The sequence below is a fragment of the Ktedonosporobacter rubrisoli genome (genome assembly GCF_004208415.1).
GTDB classification, from domain to species: domain Bacteria; phylum Chloroflexota; class Ktedonobacteria; order Ktedonobacterales; family Ktedonobacteraceae; genus Ktedonosporobacter; species Ktedonosporobacter rubrisoli.
Genome location: NZ_CP035758.1, coordinates 10,152,795 through 10,171,601, shown reverse-complemented (window position 1 = coordinate 10,171,601; position 18,807 = coordinate 10,152,795). Strand labels below are relative to the sequence as shown.

16 protein-coding genes are annotated in these 18,807 nt (G+C 51.3%); 9 read left to right on the top strand and 7 right to left on the bottom strand.

Annotation, left to right across the window (positions count from 1 at the left end):
• The first annotated feature begins 42 nt into the window (after positions 1 to 42).
• Positions 43 to 5,988: an LAGLIDADG family homing endonuclease gene (locus EPA93_RS49400; protein ID WP_207229357.1), complete on the top strand. Its 5,946-nt coding sequence runs from the start codon at positions 43 to 45 to the stop codon at positions 5,986 to 5,988.
• 60 nt (positions 5,989 to 6,048) lie between these two features.
• On the opposite strand, the gene EPA93_RS43540 is transcribed toward EPA93_RS49400, so the two are convergent.
• A complete protein-coding gene (locus EPA93_RS43540; protein WP_242527250.1) occupies positions 6,049 to 6,849 on the bottom strand; it encodes a ThuA domain-containing protein in 801 nt (266 codons plus the stop codon).
• A gap of 201 nt (positions 6,850 to 7,050) precedes the next feature.
• On the opposite strand from EPA93_RS43540, the gene EPA93_RS43535 reads away from it, so the two are divergent.
• The 6 genes from EPA93_RS43535 (at position 7,051) to EPA93_RS43510 (ending at position 12,016) form a co-directional block, all read left to right on the top strand.
• Entirely contained in the window at positions 7,051 to 7,581 is a 531-nt protein-coding gene (locus tag EPA93_RS43535; RefSeq protein WP_129893556.1) for a hypothetical protein, read from the top strand.
• 230 nt (positions 7,582 to 7,811) lie between these two features.
• Entirely contained in the window at positions 7,812 to 8,453 is a 642-nt protein-coding gene (locus EPA93_RS43530) for a DsbA family oxidoreductase (RefSeq protein WP_129893555.1), read from the top strand.
• Between the two features lie 260 nt (positions 8,454 to 8,713).
• Positions 8,714 to 9,541 (top strand): AraC family transcriptional regulator, encoded by an 828-nt coding sequence (locus EPA93_RS43525; RefSeq protein ID WP_129893554.1) that lies wholly within the window; start codon positions 8,714 to 8,716, stop codon positions 9,539 to 9,541.
• 38 nt (positions 9,542 to 9,579) lie between these two features.
• Positions 9,580 to 10,284 carry an AzlC family ABC transporter permease gene (locus EPA93_RS43520; protein ID WP_207229356.1) on the top strand — a complete coding sequence of 235 codons (705 nt, stop codon included), beginning with the start codon at positions 9,580 to 9,582 and terminating at the stop codon, positions 10,282 to 10,284.
• Between the two features lie 12 nt (positions 10,285 to 10,296).
• Positions 10,297 to 10,629 (top strand): AzlD domain-containing protein, encoded by a 333-nt coding sequence (locus EPA93_RS43515; protein WP_129893553.1) that lies wholly within the window; start codon positions 10,297 to 10,299, stop codon positions 10,627 to 10,629.
• A gap of 205 nt (positions 10,630 to 10,834) precedes the next feature.
• Positions 10,835 to 12,016 carry an NAD(P)/FAD-dependent oxidoreductase gene (locus tag EPA93_RS43510; RefSeq protein WP_129893552.1) on the top strand — a complete coding sequence of 394 codons (1,182 nt, stop codon included), beginning with the start codon at positions 10,835 to 10,837 and terminating at the stop codon, positions 12,014 to 12,016.
• Positions 12,017 to 12,110: 94 nt separating this feature from the next.
• Here EPA93_RS43510 and EPA93_RS43505 read toward each other — a convergent pair whose 3' ends face one another.
• The 3 genes from EPA93_RS43505 to larE form a co-directional block, all read right to left on the bottom strand.
• Positions 12,111 to 13,283 (bottom strand): aminotransferase class I/II-fold pyridoxal phosphate-dependent enzyme, encoded by a 1,173-nt coding sequence (locus tag EPA93_RS43505; protein WP_129893551.1) that lies wholly within the window; start codon positions 13,281 to 13,283, stop codon positions 12,111 to 12,113.
• 305 nt (positions 13,284 to 13,588) lie between these two features.
• Positions 13,589 to 14,740, bottom strand: coding sequence for a cysteine desulfurase NifS (gene nifS, locus EPA93_RS43500; RefSeq protein ID WP_129893550.1), 1,152 nt, complete (start codon positions 14,738 to 14,740; stop codon positions 13,589 to 13,591).
• A gap of 281 nt (positions 14,741 to 15,021) precedes the next feature.
• Positions 15,022 to 15,903: an ATP-dependent sacrificial sulfur transferase LarE gene (gene larE / locus EPA93_RS43495; protein WP_129893549.1), complete on the bottom strand. Its 882-nt coding sequence runs from the start codon at positions 15,901 to 15,903 to the stop codon at positions 15,022 to 15,024.
• Positions 15,904 to 16,100: 197 nt separating this feature from the next.
• On the opposite strand from larE, the gene EPA93_RS43490 reads away from it, so the two are divergent.
• Together EPA93_RS43490 and EPA93_RS43485 are read left to right on the top strand one after the other, a co-directional pair.
• A complete protein-coding gene (locus EPA93_RS43490) occupies positions 16,101 to 16,745 on the top strand; it encodes a nucleotidyltransferase family protein (RefSeq protein ID WP_129893548.1) in 645 nt (214 codons plus the stop codon).
• Positions 16,746 to 16,788: 43 nt separating this feature from the next.
• Entirely contained in the window at positions 16,789 to 17,151 is a 363-nt protein-coding gene (locus EPA93_RS43485; RefSeq protein ID WP_129893547.1) for a tetratricopeptide repeat protein, read from the top strand.
• 14 nt (positions 17,152 to 17,165) lie between these two features.
• Here EPA93_RS43485 and tmk read toward each other — a convergent pair whose 3' ends face one another.
• The 3 genes from tmk to EPA93_RS43470 form a co-directional block, all read right to left on the bottom strand.
• Positions 17,166 to 17,816 (bottom strand): dTMP kinase, encoded by a 651-nt coding sequence (gene tmk, locus EPA93_RS43480; protein ID WP_129893546.1) that lies wholly within the window; start codon positions 17,814 to 17,816, stop codon positions 17,166 to 17,168.
• Positions 17,817 to 17,819: 3 nt separating this feature from the next.
• Positions 17,820 to 18,413, bottom strand: a complete 594-nt coding sequence (gene dcd / locus EPA93_RS43475) for a dCTP deaminase (protein WP_129893545.1) — start codon at positions 18,411 to 18,413, stop codon at positions 17,820 to 17,822.
• A gap of 123 nt (positions 18,414 to 18,536) precedes the next feature.
• Entirely contained in the window at positions 18,537 to 18,776 is a 240-nt protein-coding gene (locus tag EPA93_RS43470) for a hypothetical protein (RefSeq protein ID WP_129893544.1), read from the bottom strand.
• Positions 18,777 to 18,807 lie beyond the last annotated feature (31 nt).

Here is an 18,807-nt window from a genome sequence, read left to right as displayed (position 1 = left end):
GGCATATTTAGTCCTTATTTATCAATAAAGGAGCAATGCAGGATGTTGGAGCACAAGGAGCGCCCTTCTCAAAATCCGAAAGGAGACGACTCCCAGAATATAACACAATTGGAAGGAATTCGCCAAAAGGTCTTTATGGATAGATACTCACTTAAGGATGCCTCCGGGCAGCCATTGGAGTTCTATCCAGAGCAGCTCTGGGCCCGCGTGGCGCGTGGTATTGCTGCGGTTGAGACAACTGAGGAGAAGCGCGGGGAATGGGAAAAGAAGTTCTTTGAGGCGCTGCACGATTTTCAATTTGTGCCGGGAGGTCGTATTCTCGCCGGCGCTGGCACCGGCCATCAGGTTACATTTTATAACTGTATGCCTCCTGATCAGGAGGTGCTTACAGCACATGGTTATCGCCCAATTGCAGAAATCAAAATTGGGGATCAGGTAGTAACACATCGTAATCGCTTGCGCCCAGTGTTGCATAAATTTGAGCGCGAGACCGAGGAAAAACTTTACATCATCCGCCCTAAGAAAATAGGTTATGATGATTTACGCGTCACAGGCGACCACAAAATATATATTATTCGTTCGGAGTGGGTTAACAAGCATAGGTCACGCGATGGCCTTCGCCTTCAGCACGAACCAGATTGGATTCCAGCCAAAGAATTAAGGCCCGGGGATTATGTTGCCATAGCCTACAATAGCGAGGAAAGTACGCCCGAAACTATCAATTTGCAGGATTACATATCAGGATACAAAACGCAAGATGGTAAGCTCTTTAAAGCTACCACACGTGGTTATCATGGGCAAGTATCCGACTGGGGAACTCACTACAAGCTTAACGAAAGCCTCGTACTCGATAGCGAGTTGTGCTACCTTTTTGGCCGTTGGCTAGGAGATGGTTGCGTCACTCATCGCTCTGGTACGGATATTCCATCGGGCATCAAAATCGTTTTTTCTTTGGATGAACAAAAAGAAGCAGAAGAACTTGTACGTATTATCGAAGCCAAATTTGGTATTGAACCTGCTATCAAACTAAGCAGCACAGAGCATTGGTATGATCTATGGGTCAATTCTATGCCCCTGGGAGAGTTCTTTAAGGCATTCCTCGGCTGCTACAGCTATAATAAGCGTATTCCTGATCAACTCATGTATTTGCCAAATGAACTCACGCTGGAGTTGTTACGTGGCTTGTTCAGTGCCGATGGCTATATATCCGGCAATAAGCTTGGTATAGCTCTGGCAAATCGAGTACTTACGGCACAGATTCATCAGCTACTGCTACGTCTGGGCTATTTATTCTCAATTCGCGAGAATACCCATCGTTTAGGAAGGGTACCTGCCTACCGCCTTCAGGCTACTGCTAATGAGTGCGGAACGCTTTTCGACCGCTTCTTTGGTGTTCCAGCCCCTGAGCATGAGATCGATTTGAAATATTACTTTGAATACGATGACCTGAAGTGGGTGCGCATCAATGAAATAGCTGTCAAGGATTATTCCGGTACAGTATTAGATATTGAGGTTGAGGAAGACCACTCGTTCATTTCGGCCGGTATAGTCGTCTCGAACTGCTTTGTGATACCGAGCCCGGAAGACAGCCGTCAGGGTATTCTCGATAATCTGAAGGTGATGACAGAGATCATGGCCCGCGGAGGAGGCGTTGGCATCAACCTTTCGACGCTGCGACCTCGCGGCTCCTATATCAAGACGGTCAACGGTACGGCTTCGGGTCCCTGCTCATGGGCGCAATTGTATTCGGTAGCCACAGGAGATGTCATCCAGCAAGGCGGCTGCTTCGGTCCTACTGAGCGTATAGTCACAGATCGCGGCCTTATCCCCGCCGGAGAGCTGGCAGATCGCTTAGATAGCGGCGAGAAAATCCAGGCCCAGACGCACAAGGGCTTGCGGCCCTTTAGCTATGTCTTCCGTAACGGCATCAAAGATCTCTACGAAGTCACAACTAGCCGAGGCTATCGGGTCCGCGTGACGCTAGATCACAAAATGGGCGTGCTTCGCAATGGCGAGATCGTCACTATTCCTCTGCGTGAACTTGAAGAGGGCGACGAAATTCTCTTGCTGCTTGGCGAAGGGACGAAGAGCGAGCTACCTCTTGTTCCCCTAACGATCAGCCCGGCCATCCAGGCAAGATTGAATACAGCTCGTGACGAGAACATCAGCTTACCAACGCATCTTACAGCAGACCTGGCTTACCTGCTGGGTTATCTCTACAGCGCAGAACACGGAACATCTGGCAAGAAAGTCAGCGGGCAGGATAACGAAGGCCTCTTACTAGCGATCGCCAAGAGCCAGCCCGAGAAGGTGCAGAGCGTAATTTCACTCATGCAGGCGTCGCCAGTTCTGCTGGATTGGCTGCAGGAAAACGAACTGCTCAAAGTGCAGGCTGAAGTTATGCGTGTTCCTACGGCAATCTTCAGTTCTCCGGCTGAGGTTGTGGCTGCCTTTATCCGCGGCTGCTTCGAAGCTAATAACGGCGAGCATGGCAGGCAAGAGGGCTATGGCATTACCAGCGCGAAGCGTGAGTTGCTCACAGATATTCAAGAGCTCTTGCTAGCACATGGCATCGCCTCACATGTAGCGCTGCAGGGTCGCAAGCATGATGGGCAACAAGTCTGGCGCCTCATCATCACAGGAGCTCAATTTAAGGAGCGTTTCAGCGCCTTCATAGCCGGAAACAAAGACAAGCAGGACGCAGGCAATCATAATGCAATGGAGAACGCGCAGGCAGAAGCCCTGTTTGGCCACACCCAGCAAGGTCTGACTATGGCCACAAAAGAGCGAGGGTCATCCTCGGCGCTCTTGAGGGTACGTGAACGCGTTCAAGCTGCTGGTGGTGCTGCCCGGGCCGAGCGTCTCGATACGCATTTAGGCGTGCTATCCGATGCCATTGTCTCTATCAAGCAGCTAGGTCCCTCCGAAGTCTATGACTTCGAGGTTGAGGATGTGCATATGCTGGCAGGAGGCGGTCTTTATACCTCCAACTCGCGGCGTGGCGCACTCATGCTCATGCTTGACGATACCCATCCAGACATTGAGGAGTTCATCACGGTTAAGCGCACGCCGGGCAAAATCGAGCATGCGAATCTCTCGGTCTGTATCTCCGATGCCTTTATGCAGGCCGTCAAGGATGATACTGATTGGAACCTGACCTGGCAGGGAGAAGTAAAGAAGACGATTCGGGCGCGCAAGCTCTGGGATCTGATTTGTACTTCGGCCTGGGAGTCGGCCGAGCCTGGTATGGTCTTTATCGATCGCTACAATAAAGAATCCAACACCTGGTATTACGAAACGATCCGCTGCGTCAATCCTTGCGTAACTGGCGATACCCTGATCTACACAGACAATGGCTTGATACCAGCAAAAGAGCTAGCTGAGCAAGGCACGCCGATCACAGTAGTTTCACCCGACATTAAAGTGCAGGAAATGGCCCTTGCAGGTCATACAGGCAGTGAGACAACTGTCAAGGTAGCACCAACAAGCTCGCTGCGCCAAGCCAGCCATGTTTTCTCAACGGGCATTAAACCAGTATATCGACTTCAGACTAAAGAAGGATACACAGTACGCCTTACCCGCGATCACAAAGTGCTTACCAATAATGGATGGAAAGAAGCAGGCGAGCTTGTTGCCAATGATAAGATTGTTATGCTTGCTACCGAGGGAGGTTTTGGTAAGTCAGGTAATACTGATCTTGGGCAGGTACTTGGCTGGCTTATTGGTGATGGATACATTAACACCAAACGCCAGGGTAGCGTGGTACTCTCCTTCTTTGGCGCTGAGCAAGCCCTTGCTACACACTTCGCCGAAGCTGTAAATCGACTGGTCACAAACCCAGAAGTCAATCAAAGGTTACGCGAATATCCAGTAGGCATTATTGAAATTACAGCACGTAACGAAACGCGTGTTGAATCTACAAGGTTGCTACATCTCATCGATCCTGAACTGCGCGAAAGTAAGCTTCAGGTACCTATCTCCGTTCTAAGGGGCTCGCAGGAGATGCAGCAAGGCTTTCTCTCCGCACTCTTTACTGCTGATGGTTCGGTACAAGGCAATCTTACAAAGGGTATATCTGTTCGTCTGACCTCGATCAGCCAAACATTGTTGGAAGATGTGCAGAGGTTGCTTTTGAACTTCGGTATCGCATCGCGCATCTATAAAAATCGCCGAGATCAGGGAATACGTAACTTGCCAGATGGTAAGGGGAGCACGAGTGCCTATACGTGTCAAGCATATCACGATCTGACGATCTCCAAAGACAATCTTTTCAGGTTTGCACAACGCATTGGTTTCCTGACAGCTGAAAAGCAGCGTAAGCTTGAAGATTTTCTCACTAAATACAAGTATGGACCAAACCATGAAAGCTTCTTTGCGACTTTCGAGAAGCTTATTCCTGACGGAGAAGAGCCTGTTTACGATTTAACCGAACACGAAATGCATCTTTTCGTCGGAAATGGTCTTTTACTTCACAATTGCGGTGAGCAGGGCCTACCGCCCTATGGAGTTTGCAACCTGGGTGCTATCAACCTGTCGGCCTTTGTGAAGAATGGCAAGATGGACTGGGAGCGCCTGGCCCAGGTCAGCAAGATAGCTATGCGCTTCCTTGATAATGTGATCGACTCAACCGAGTACTTCATTGAGGATAACCGGGAAGCCCAGCTAGGCACGCGCCGCACCGGCCTGGGCACGATGGGACTTGCCGATGCCCTCATCAAGATGAAAATCGCTTACGGGACCGAAGCCTCGCTCCCGACGATTGAGCGCATCTATACAACCATCCGCGATGCCGCCTACGAGGCCTCGACCGATATCGCCGCCGAAAAGGGCTCATTCCCCCGCTTCGAGCGCGATAAATATATGCAAGGCAAGTTCATCAAGCGACTTCCCAAGCATCTGCAGGAGAAGATTCGCAAGCAGGGCATTCGCAACGCCGTCCTGCTCACCCAGGCTCCCACCGGGACCACAAGCCTGCTGGCCGGAGTCAGTTCCGGGATTGAGCCGGTCTACGACTTTGCGATGATCCGCCGCGATCGCACGGGTGAACACATTCTGTACCATCCCTTGCTTCAAGAGTGGCGCGATAAGCATTCTAACGAGCCAACGCCCGAATACTTCGTTTCCTCCAAGGATCTTACGCCCGAGGAACATGTACGTGTACAGGCAATGGTGCAACGCTATACGGATTCTAGTATAAGCAAGACTGTGAATGCGCCCAACAACCATACAGTCGAACAGGTAGAGACGCTCTATCGCCTGGCCTACGAAATGGGCTGTAAAGGCATTACCTACTACCGCGATGGCTCACGCGATGCAGTCCTTACCCGCGTCGAAGACGAGAAGAAGGCCAGCGAAAAAACTGCTGAGGCTCAGGCGGCCCAGGTACCTATGCTGGAACCGGTGACCTCGATCCAGCATGGTATTAAAGAGCGTCCGCCCGTCGTTCAGGGCTACACCAGGCAGGTACGAGCGCCCGAAGGCAAAATCAATATCACCGTCAACAGCGATGAGCAAGGCCCGTTTGAGGTCTTTGTCAATCTCGGTAAAGCCGGTAGCGATATTGCCGCCCTCTCGGAGGCTCTTGGCCGCCTGATCTCGCTCAACCTGCAGCTGCTCAGCCCGCTATCGCAGGTTGATCGCATGAAGGTCATCTCTGAACAACTGCGTGGTATTGGTGGCAGTCGTTCCGTTGGCTTTGGCGTACAGCAAGTTCGTTCGCTACCGGATGGCGTAGCGCGCGCGCTAGAGCTCCATCTGGAATCGCTGGAAGTTCAGACAGCCAGCGAAGAAGAGCAAGCAGCCAACCACAACGGCAATGGCAACCATCACAGCAATGGCGACGAGGAACCGCATGATCCACCATTCGATCCTGCAAGCCTGAGCAATCTAACCGTAACCGGGAATCTCTGCCCACAGTGCGGCTGTAATACCATGGTCTACGAAGAGGGATGCCGTAAATGCTACAGTTGCGGACATAGCGAGTGCTAAAGCGAAATTTTAGTCAAAAAGTTAAGGGGCAAGCGTCAAGCTTGTCCCTTTTCGTTGCCATTAAGCCCAGCCAGCCGCATAGCTAATCCCTCCCCACAGATGGGCCAAAAACAAGGGCTCGGAGTAGCTTTCGCTGGTATGCCCCAATGCGCTATACCACGCCCTGCCTCCCTCAAAGGAGTGATACCAGGCAATTGGATGGTCCGCACCCATCGTCCCACCCTTATAGGTATGTTCATCCACCTGCAGCAAGACATGTACGCTAGCGCGAGGATTTGTCGCAAAGTTGTACCATTCATCGGTGCGCGACCAATGCACTGGCAACATAGAAGTCGAGGGATGGGCGGCATCGACAACATCGATAGTGGCCTGACTCACCGCTGGATGGCTCAGGAAAAAAGCCCCGACCAGCTTGCCATACCAGGGCCAGCTATGCTCCGTATCGCTAGCCGAATGGACACCTGCGTACCCTCCACCGGCATGCACATATTGCATCAAGGCTTGCTGCTGCTGGCTATCAAACACTTCTCCGCTGGTAAGCAGAAATACCACAGCGTTATACTGTTTCAGCTTTGTAAAGGTAAACATGTTGGCATCTTCAGTAAAATCGGCCTCAACTCCATGCTCGGTGGCTAGCTTTTTGATAGCCGCAATAGCAGCCCCAATCGAGGCATGACGGAAGCCAGCCGTCTTTGAAAAGACTAACAACTTGCCGCAAGCTGGCGCACCTTCCTGCTTTACACACGTATGCGCTAAAGTAGTCCCGGGAGGTTGAGAGGCATGATTTTTGTTCAATAGAAACCATCCTCCCGCCAGTATCACGATTAAGGCCAGCGCAATGAGCCCCATTCTTTTGACCATAGCCAACTCCTAATCTGCAATCCACTCCTGGCCTTACCAGACCGGTAAGAGCCCGATCTCTCTCCATCTTGAGCTTTTTTTTAGCTTTCCCACCTGAGCCCTGAGCTTTTCTTGTGAGATTTTACATTATATTCTTATGCAGAAGCAGGAGATCCCTCCTGATGACCTACATGAATAGCAACAAATCTGGTGATGAAAATAATGCGTCTGTTACTTCCTTTCACCCATGGAATAGAGGCTAGCGCAATCAATCAGGCCATAACACAGGCCTATAAATATCGCGCAACGCTTGTTCTCCTATCCCTTATCGGTATAGCAGATACAAAGGCTGAACGTGTTCGACCGGAAAAGGTCGAGCAATCAAGGGATTTCTTAGAATTTGTTCGCCATAGAGCCAGCAGCCTGGAAGTCCCCGTCGAACGCATTGAGCTCTTTACGCATGATATAACGCTAAGCATTTATACTATTGCCCAGGAGATGGAGTGCGACGGCATCCTCCTGTTTGTGCGCAACGGAAATGGTATTCTACTGACTACCCATGAGATCACACGCATCCTAGAGGATGTAAAACATCCACTTTATATAATTTATCTTCCCCATCACAAAAACTGGCTCTCTTCTCTCATACATAGGCCCAGGAAGCCCAAAGAGCAGCTACTCACATATGAGCCGGGACAGGATCTCTCGCCCGATGAGCTTCTATTTCCTGGATTAACCTCCCATCCCAACTAACTAGCAAAAGCTGGATAAGCCGTTTATTTCTGACCTTGTAATAATTTTACCGATGATATCTGCAGCATCCTCTTTTCCATACAATCCCCTAAATAATAAGAAGAGCCAGGAAAATATACTCCATTACAACTTGACATGCCTTCGCTCAACGGCATATGCTATCTTTGTTAGCTTCATAAAATGAAGCATTGGGAGCTTTCACCTTAGAAGACATTGGAGGACCCTATTTTATGAGCATCAAAGAGGCAAATACCCCCGTCAGTCTCAATTTTCACTTTGATCCACTATGTCCCCTGGCCTGGCGCACGGCCTTATGGATTCGCGAGGCCCGTAAAGTGCGCCCAATCGATATTCGTTGGCGCCTATTTAGCCTGGCCGAAGTAAATCGTAAGGAAGGTAGCCAGCCCGATTATGTAAATGATGCGGGTTGGGCGGCTTTGCGCACATTGGCGCTTGCGCGTCGTGAGAAAGGTAACGAAGCGATAGAAAAGCTCTATATAGCTCTTGGTAACGCAGCGCATGCCCGTAAGGAGAATATCAGGCAACGCGAAGTGGTAAGCGCCTGCGCCGAGAAGGCTGGCCTGGGAGCTGACTTTGTTGACAAGGCCCTGGCTGACGAAAGTACGATACAGGACGTACTCAACGATTACCAGGAAGCGAGGCAGCGCTATCACGGCTTTGGCGTGCCCACTATCGCGCTTGAAGGTTCCAACGTAGGCTTCTATGGTCCCATCATCAATACAGTACCTCATGCTGAGGAAGCAGGCGAGCTCTGGGACTATACAGCATGGGCCTTGCAACAGCCCAATATCTTTGAGCTCAAACGCGACAGGGCCCAGGCCGAATGGGGACCCGTAGGAGCTGAAGACTAAGCAGGGGCAACCACCACCAGGAGACACAAGGCCAGCACCTCGCTAGCCTCTAGAGGAGGTCTGGCCAGCATACAGACAGATGATAAGCTCATTATCCTCCTGAGATCAAGCAGAAGCCCGCACCAATCCCACAAGGGCTAAAGCTTCCTCTCAGGCTCTGGCAACTCCTCACTTAAAGCTTAACGTTTGCCGATAAAATATGGTATGCTTAGATGTATTGACGCACGCTAAATTTCTACTAAACGAGATGCTAATGCCCGATGGATACACGCGAACGTACCAAATTCTGGCAAGATCCCATGCTCAGCAATCTTGAGCTCTTACATGCCACCTATGTTACTCACACCTTTGCCCCACATACCCACGAAGCCTATGTTATAGGTGTCGTCGAGCGAGGCGCAGAGCAATTCGGCTATCGGCATCGTCACCATATCGCCCCGGTTGGCAGTATCGTGCTCATCAATCCTGGCGAAATGCATACAGGATCATCAGCAACCAAAGATGGCTGGACGTACAGAGCACTCTATCCCTCACCCGAACTGTTACAACGTGCCGCCTCCGAGATTGTCGGCAAGCCACGAGATTTTCCCTTCTTTGGTGAGGCAGTTATTGATGATCCAGAACTGATGGCAGAAATTGCCCTCACCCATCGCATCCTTGAAGAGCAGGCTTCTAGCCTGGAGCGGGAATCGCGGCTCCTCTGGATGCTCGCCCGCTTAATTGTTCGCCATGCTGACGACCATCCACAACCTGGCCCTCTTCCCAAAGAACATCAGGGCCTCAAACGCGCACGCGCTTTCCTCGATGAGCATTATACCGAAAATATTTCGCTTGAGCAGCTAGCAATGGTCGCTCAACTCAGCCCATTTCATCTACTACGCTTATTTCGTGAACAAGTCCACTTGCCCCCACATGCCTACCAGCTCCAGCTACGCATCCAGCGCGCCAAAGAACTCTTGCGCTCCGGCATGAGTGGCGTGGATACAGCACTGGCCGTGGGCTTTGCTGATCAGAGCCATCTCACCAAACACTTCAAGCGCATTGTTGGCGTCCCACCAGGCCAATATTATAAGCTTCAACAAAAATAGCAATATCAGACAAGACGACCTACTCAGCATTTTTTATAATGCCTGATATGAAGATTCACTATTCTGAATTCTTACAAGGCGTCAGGGATGAGCTGCCTATTCTTTTAGGAACTGCTCCCTTTGGCATGATCTACGGTGTATCGGCACTCAGCGCGGGCATATCACCTGTCCTGGCGCAGGCTATGTCTTGCATTGTTTTCGCAGGCTCAGCCCAATTTGTAATTGCCCAGCTTGTTGCCGCAGGAACGCCTTCACCGGTCATCATCCTGACTGCCTTTATTATCAACATTCGCCATGCACTCTATAGTGCCTCGATGGCGCCCTACCTGCGCAAACTTTATCCAATCTGGAAATGGCTGCTTGCCTACCTATTAACCGATGAGGCTTATGCAGTCGCTATTTCACGCTACCAGCGAATCGGCAAAGGCGAACACACGCACTGGTATTTCCTGGGAGCCGGATCGGTACTATGGACCACCTGGCAAGTAAGCACAGCCATAGGCATCTTCCTTGGCGGTCAAATACCGGCAAGCTGGTCGCTCGACTTTACAGCAACGCTCACCTTTATTGCTCTTGTCGTCCCCGTACTCAAGGATCGGGCCAGCACTATCGCCGCCCTGAGCGCCGCCATTGTCTCTTTGCTCGTTGTTGCTTTGCCCTTAAAGTTAGGTATAGTCGCTGCTTCCCTGATAGGAATTACCGTTGGCCTACTCGTCGATACAAAGTACATCAAGCCTGTCTAATAAGGAGCTCATATGTCTGCAGGGTTGCTCTTGATTACGATTCTGGTTATAGGTCTGTTGACCCTGGGTATTCGTCTCTCTTTTATCGTCTTTCTGGGCAAAACCCAGATAGCACCGGCACTGCAGCAAGCTTTACGTTTCGTGCCTATCGCAGTGCTATCGGCGCTCATTGCCCCAGCCCTCTTTTTATCAGGAACTTCGCTAGACTTATCGCTTAGCAACAGTCGCCTCTTTGCAGGATTGGTAGCTATTCTAGTAGCCTGGCGTACCAAGAACGTCTTGCTCACGATCCTGGCCGGTCTGGCCTGCCTACTCACCCTACAACTATTTCTTGCTCACCATTGACCAAAACTCATACTTTACTATTCCATACCCCAAAGCATCTTTTGAGCGCTTAGCTGTATAGACGACCCCCAACTAGCAGGTAACCGAGAAAAGACTGACCTGGGATTGCAGATGACCGCTATCATGTATACTTTTCCTATAGAGCAGGCGACCGGCAAGTAGCCTTTGCTACTTGCCATATTTCGATTGCACAGTGGAGTTCAACATGACTACAGCCGATGTCATTATCATTGGAGCTGGCGTAAATGGGGCCAGTACAGCATTTCATCTAGCCCAGGCAGGAGTCAAGCGGATCGTTGTTCTGGAGCGCAAGTTTGTTGGAGCAGGAGCCAGCGGCAAGAGTGGAGCCCTGGTTCGCACAAGCTATGGCAATAAACCAGAAACAGAGCTTGCCCTTGAGAGTCTCACTTATTTTAAACATTGGAAAGACCTGGTTGGAGGAAAATGTGGCTATCGGCCCGTAGGACTCCTACTTTTTACCCGGCCTCAGGATCGCGAGGATCTGGAAACTAACGTGGCCTTACATCAGCAGCTCGGGGTAAACACACGGATCATCACGCCAGCTGAGGCGCAAGCCCTTGATCCTTCCCTCTATGTAGATGACGTCACCCACGTCGTCTACGAGCCCGAATCTGGCTTTGCTGACCCCAACGCGACTACTTATTCCTTTATGCAAGCTGCATCTGCGCAAGGCGTGGAGTTCCGTACAGACACGCCAGCCGTGCGCATCATTATCGAAGGTGAGCGGGTAAAAGGGGTTGCCACAGCTCACGAGACCATCGAAGCGCCGGTTGTGATAGTCATTGCCGGAGCCTGGGCTAACCAGCTCTTTGCGCCACTTGGTCTGGATCTGGGGCTTATTCCACGCCGTGCACGTGTCAGCGTATTTCGCTGGCCCTATCAACGCTCGCCTCAACATCTCACCTATCTTGACCGCATCAATCGCATGTGGGCCAGGCCTATTGATGGAAATTGCACGCTGGTAGGAGTAGATAGGGAACAGCTTCCCACAGGAGATCCTGACGATTATGCTGAAGGACTGGAACAAGATTACATTGCCCTATGTCGTGAGTATCTTTCTAAACGCTTCCCAGGCATGCAAGCCAGCCCGATGCGGGGCGGCTGGGCCTGTATGCTGATGGATAGTCCCGATGGACATCCTATGATCGGCGCGCTTCCTGCCTACCAAGGCCTCTATTGCATGGCAGGTGATAGCGGAACATCGTTTAAAACTGCGCCCGCGATTGGCAAATGTCTCTCCGAACTGATTACCCGAGGAAGCTCAAGCATCGACCTGACGCCATTTCGGCCGAGCAGATTTGCCGAAAATGCCCTCTGGCAAGATGATTTCCGTTATGGGATAGAACGCGCAAGAATCTCGCGCTAGGGCAAAACTCCCCTCCCATACGCCAGATGTCCCAGGAGCTCTCCAGGCGCACACTTCGCAAAGGAGAGCTCTATCTGGTCCTAAACATGCTTACTTATTGATGTTTTTTGACAAAACGCTCTATGCGTACCAGGGCCTCTTCAAGCTGATCATAAGCTGTGCAATAAGCCGCACGCACATAGCCCTTACCAGCTGCGCCAAAGGAACTTCCCGGCACCACGGCAACGTACTCCTCAAAGAGCAATTTTTCCGCAAACTCTTCGTCGCTCATCCCGGTATTTCCAACATAGGGGAAGGCATAAAACGCGCCGTGCGGCTCGCAGCAAGTCAGGCCAAGGCGATTTAAACCATCCACAAACATGCGACCACGCCGCTCATAATCATCATGCATATGCTGCACATCGGCTTCACCGTGGCGCAAGGCCTCTATGGCCGCTTCCTGCGCCGCCGTACCTGCACACATGATCGTATATTGATGCACTTTAAGCATGGCTTCCAAGATATAAGCAGGGGCAGCCACATAGCCGACGCGCCAGCCGGTCATTGCATAGGCCTTGGAGAAGCCATCTAGAATCAGCGTGCGCTCCTGCATACCGGGCAATGCAGCAATACAGACGTGTTCGGTATCATAGACCAGGCGGCTATAGACCTCATCAACTGCCACTATAAGATCATGTTCTATAGCTAATCTGGCAATGCCTTCGAGCTCAGCACGTGGAATAACTGCACCAGTTGGATTATTTGGATTGCCCAGCAAGATCATCTTTGTTCGTGGAGTAATGGCGGCCTCAATCTCGGCAGCACGAACCGCGAAATTATGCTCGGCATAGGTCGGCACAGGTACCGATACGCCACCAGAAAAAATAATATCAGCCTCATAGGCGACATAGCCCGGATCGGGGGATATCACTTCATCGCCCGGATCGATCAGCGTGCGCATCGCCAGATCAACGCCCTCACTCACCCCAACCGTCACAAGAATCTGCGTCGCGGGATCATACGAGAGTCCATACCGGCGCTCTAAGAGAGCAGCAATCTCCTGGCGCAGCTCAAGCATACCATAGTTAGAAGTATAGCGCGTATGCCCTTTTTGAATAGAATCAATGCCAGCCTGACGTATATGCTCGGGTGTCACAAAATCAGGCTCGCCAACGCCAAGCGAGATCACTTGTGGCATTGTATTGATTATATCAAAGAATTTACGAATTCCAGATGGCTTTACTATGCGTACACGTTGAGATAGCATCTCACGTTTAAGTGTGTCCATAAAAGTAACCTCTTTTCCTTTCGCCATTGAAAGCACATAGTCCAGGGCGACCCCCATCGTCGCCAGCAGGAGCTGACACCAATAATCAAATAGCCGCGAAGAGAGCGCATTCCTCTACTCCTCTTCTCAACATTTCCAAATGTACCATAAAAGAGGGTAGTGCACAATGCGCCAAATTACTAATTCTTTAGCCTGTTTGCAGGCCAATTTCACAAATGACTATACGAAATTATCAACGAAAGGGCAGCGTTTCCCACAGGCATCTAACCCTCAGCAGCCTCCATGCGCTGCCCTATCTGGCCGCCTTAACCGCCAAGCATGCGCAGTTTTGTGATAATTCCGGGCAACACAGAGATCAACTTCTCGATATCAGCCTCGGTATTCTCGCGGCCCAGGGTAAGGCGCAGGCTACCGCGCGCCCATTCGGGTGAGAGACCCATTGCCAGCAAGACATGCGAAGGATCAACAGAACCAGAGGTACAAGCAGAGCCGGAGGAAGCCGCAATCCCCAGCAGATCGAGATTCAACAGGATCGATTCGCCCTCGATACCTTCAAAGCAAAAGCTCGCGTTGTTTGGCAAACGCTGCGTCGGATGGCCCGTGAGCCGACTCGCCGGGATGGTTAGCAGGCCTTCGATCAAACGATCGCGCAAAGCAATAAGGCGTGGCGCTTCCTGCTCCATTTCCTCATAAGCCAGGCGCAAGGCCGCCGCAGCCCCTACAATACTTGCAACGTTCTCGGTCCCCGCACGCCGCCCGCGCTCCTGTGAACCTCCCTGCAGCTGCGGTAAGATGCGCATGCCCTGGCGCACATAGAGCATTCCCACACCCTTTGGACCATAGAACTTATGAGCCGAGATCGACAGCATATCGACATTGAGAGCTATCACATCAATAGGTATGGCGCCTCCGGCCTGAACAGCATCAACGTGCAATGGCACCTTTTTGGCCCGGCAGATACGCCCGATCTCCGCGATTGGCTCGATTGTGCCAACCTCGTTATTGGCAAACATGATAGAAACGAGGACAGTCTGGTCAGTAATGGCCCGCCCGACCGCATCTGGATCGATACTTCCATACTCATCTACCGGCAGATACGTCGTTTTAAAGCCAAAACGTTCAAGATATTGACAGGTATGGAGTACAGCATGATGCTCTATGGAGGACGTTATCAGATGGTTACCCTTATTCTTCGAGGCAAAGGCCATCCCCTTAATCGCAAGATTATCGCTCTCGGACCCGCAGCCTACAAAGGCAATCTCTGTAGGGCGGCAATTGAGCATATCGGCAACTTGCTCACGCGCGCCATCGATCGCCTGCATTGCATGACGCCCCAGAGTATAGATGCTACTGGCATTACCATACTCAGTAGTTAGATACGGCATCATCGCTTCCAGCACACGCCGATCCAGGGCAGTAGTAGCAGCGTGGTCAAGATAAATTATGCGCTCTGGCATTGTATTCTTCCTGCTATCTATCTAATAAGCGTTAACGAAAAATCTGTCTGAGCACTCTTTGAGCTATTAGTGTCATTTAAACACTTAGATTATACCATAGACAACCCGAAAAGAGGCGAAGCCAGGGCTATTTCACAGGCTTTCCAGTTCTGGCTTTTGGGCGCCAGCGGGAGCTACTAGCAACAAAAACAGCGCCCCGAAAAACGAGGCGCTATTGCTTTGTCGATGCGATGTTGCACCAAAGATTTACTACTGAACCTGGCTGGCCTTGTGCTCTAGCCTTACTGGGCTTCCTGAGCCTTCTTCTTAAAAAAGCTCTCATTCATGCTACCGGAGCGATAGCCCAGCAGATCTACAGTTACATAGGCATAGCCGATTTTACGCAGGCCAAAGGTTACGGTACGGCTCATCTCTTCTTCCACCAGCCGCGCTATCTCTGAGCGCTCAACTTCAATGCGCGCTATTTTATCGTGATGGCGCACGCGCAATTGCTTAAAGCCCAGTTCGCGGAGAAACTTCTCGGCCTTATAGATCATTTGCAACGAAGCCAGATCTACTTTGCTTCCATAAGGAATGCGCGAGGAAAAACAAGCCATGGCCGGCTTATCCCAGACTGGCACGCCGAGCATACGCGCAATGGCCCGGATCTCACGCTTGCCCATCCCAGCTTCCTTGAGCGGCCCACGCACGCCAAATTCTCGCGCTGCCTTCTGCCCCGGCCTGAAATCTCCATCATCGTCTTTATTCACGCCATAAGCAATATAGCGCACATTCTGTTGCTTTGCCAACGGCTCTAGCTGCGTAAACAGTTCTGTTTTGCAAAAATAGCAGCGGTTGAAATTATTCACCACGTAACGTTCATCTTCCATTTCGTGCGTTTCCAGAGTGAGCACGGGAATACCCATCTGAGCGGCGACAGCCAGGGCCTCTCCAGTCTCTTCCGGGGCATAAGTGGGCGAAGAAGCAATAGCACCAATAGCACGTTCGCCCAGCACGTCGTGCGCAACTTTCAGCAACAGAGCACTATCAACCCCGCCGGAATAGGCCACAAGTACCGATTCCATCTCACGTAAGATAGCCTGCAAGTGCTCATATTTCGCCTGAGTTTCAGCATCCAATGCATCCACGCTATTGCTACTGGTGGTATTGGAAGTATCTAGCATTTTTATCTCCTGACAAGGGCACGCCGATTACACATACCCTGTTTACTGACATGTGTTACATTCTCTAGCCAACGCCGCTCCTGACTGTCTTATTATACAATTACAGACGTCCTTGAGTGAGATCCGGCACGATCTCGGGACGCAGGGACCTCGCGAACTATGATACATTGAGTACAGCACAATAAGGAGACCAAGCCATGTCAGCTCCTATTTCTACAGCTGCCCTTATTCTTGCAGCCGGCAGTTCAAGCCGCATGGAAGCCGGACGGCACAAACTCTTGCTTCCGCTGGGAGACAGACCGGTACTGGCGCACGTACTTACAGCAGTCCTGGCCTCTCAAGCCCGACCGATCGTTGTAGTGCTGGGACACCATGCCAATCAAGTGCGCGCAGCTATCGCTTCCTATACAAATCGTCAAGCCCTTGTCATTATCGAGAATCCCGCCTATCAACAGGGCATGAGCAGCTCCCTGCGTGCAGGCTTGCAAGCTCTTTTGCAGCAGCACGAGAAGCTCGACAGCGCAATAATTCTTCTCGGCGATCAGCCATTAGTCACACCATCCGTCATCAATGGCCTCATTGGCAGGCGCCAGGAAAGCCAGAAGCGTATTGTAGCCCCGCTGTATAATGGCAAGCGAGGCAATCCTATTCTCTTCGAGGCCAGTCTCTTTCCAGAGTTAATGGAAGTTCGGGGTGACGAGGGCGGACGCAGCGTCATTGCCCGCCACCGTGACGAGATTGCCAGCCTTAAACTGGAGGATACCCTTGCCGACTATGACGTGGATACGTGGGAAGCATATCAAAATGTCGTAGCGGCCTGGCAAGGCCAACATGATAGTTAAGAGCTGAAATACTCTAGTTGTTAGAACAGGAAGATGGAAATGTATGAGCGCACAACGAGCAAAGTTCTGGCTCAAATATAGCCAGCAGTTAGCGGCGGCCATCCGCTATAATGAAGCCCTGGCAGCAGCCGAGCGCGCAGTAGCGCTTGAGCCAACAAACGCAGAGGCTCTTTATACGCGTGGCACTTGCAAGGCTATGCTGGCCCAATATACCGAAGCCTTAGCCGATTTCGAGCAGGCTCTGGACCTCGATAATTACTATGTTCCGGCCTGGGACGGCAAAGCCTGGGTTTTGGGCATCTTAGGCCGGAAAGAAGAGGCCTTAGCAGCTGTACAGCATGCCCTGGATTTGAATCCAGACTATTTCGAAGCGCAGAAACGCAAGCAGCGCCTGGAGGCCATGTAGTGCCTCCCCAGGCGCTATTTTTTGTCTAATTGCGCTATGACCAGAGCCAGCACTTTCTGATGAATCTGTTCGGGAGGCAAAGAGGCGTCGATAACTTTGATGCGCTCGGGCTCGGCCTGCGCAAGCCGCAGAAATGCCTCGCGCAGACGTCGGTGAAACTGTTCAGTCTCACGATCAAATCGGCTCTGCGCCTCGCGTATGCTGCGCTTATCCTGGTCCACTGCCGTTCGCCGGTTGACCAGCAAGGGATCAAGATCAAGCAAAATAGTCAGATCAGGGACATGTTCCTGAGTCGCGATCAGCGAGAGATGCTTCACTAGTTCTTCGCCTACCTTACGTGCGGCGCCTTGATAAGCAATACTGGAATCCAGGCAACGATCAGTAATCACAATCTTGCCTGCCTCCAGAGCTGGTAGAATCAACGAAGAAAAATGCTGAGCGCGATCGGCCTGGAACAGGAAAGCCTCCGCAAGTGGGGTGATTGTTAACTCAGGGCGCCCAAATAACAGATGACGGATCTCAGCTCCAAGGGACGTACCTCCGGGCTCACGCGTTTGTATATAGGCAATGTCCTGCCCGCGCAGCCAGCCAGCCAGCAATTCCAGTTGCGTTGTCTTACCCGCTCCATCAAGCCCCTCAAAGGAGATGAGTTGTCCTTTTCTCACTGCCTACTTCCCCCGGTCTGTACGATATACATCATAATCCCAATCAAAATATGGCTTGGGCAACATGTCTTCTGGCACCCAATCCTGGGGCAGTTTGCCATATTTCCCATGATATTCTTTCAGGGTCTCTCCCACATACTCAAACGTGAGCTGGCAAATACGAAAACCTACCGGGACCAGAATAGTCGTCTGGGTATGATTGCTAATTTCCATGGTCCAGCGACTGATATAGCCAACGTCACCAACGCCAGCACAGCGGCATACCGACAGGCCCGAACGCGCCACAGTACTGCGTGAGTACATCTTGGCAAGAAAACCGTTACGTCCACCAATGATCTCTTGCGTATGGGCCAGGATGGTTGTGCCGGGGCGAATAGAGATTACACCGTCTATGGCCTTGCGCGGCTCTCCCCAGTAGTGGCGAATCTCTTCAGGAATATCAAGATGCATAATTTCTACATTTGCATCCCCCTGAAAGTACCACTCGCCCAGGCGACAATCATAGGAATTTGTCCCCAAATGGCGCTCATCAAACGGCTCAATGACGATGTTGCCGTTCTTTATTTCCTCAATAATACGCTTGTCAGATAACAACATTTTTTTGATATCTCCGCAGGCTTACTTGCCTATTATCAGGCTCAACACTCCCAGCAGAAGTAAGATCTATTAGGTTGACGCCTCTCTTCTTCTCTGAAAGCATATACCAGGACGAAGTAGATTCTAGAAATCACCAGTTATTTCAGCCGAGCGCTGGCGGTCGCTGTCACCGTTGCTGTCAAAGCCTGCATCTGCCGAACTGGGCGAGTTCCGCCTATCACGCGCACTGACGCGATCCCAAGCACACAAAGGCCACTGCGCGACGCGCTCCTTGGAGTGTCCTTTCGTGCGCAGGATCTCTTTATCCCAACGATGCAAGTATTTTGGGCCGCCAGCGCAGATCGCCAAAGGCCTCTTCTTCATCCCAAGACTCTGACTAGTATACCACTTCTTT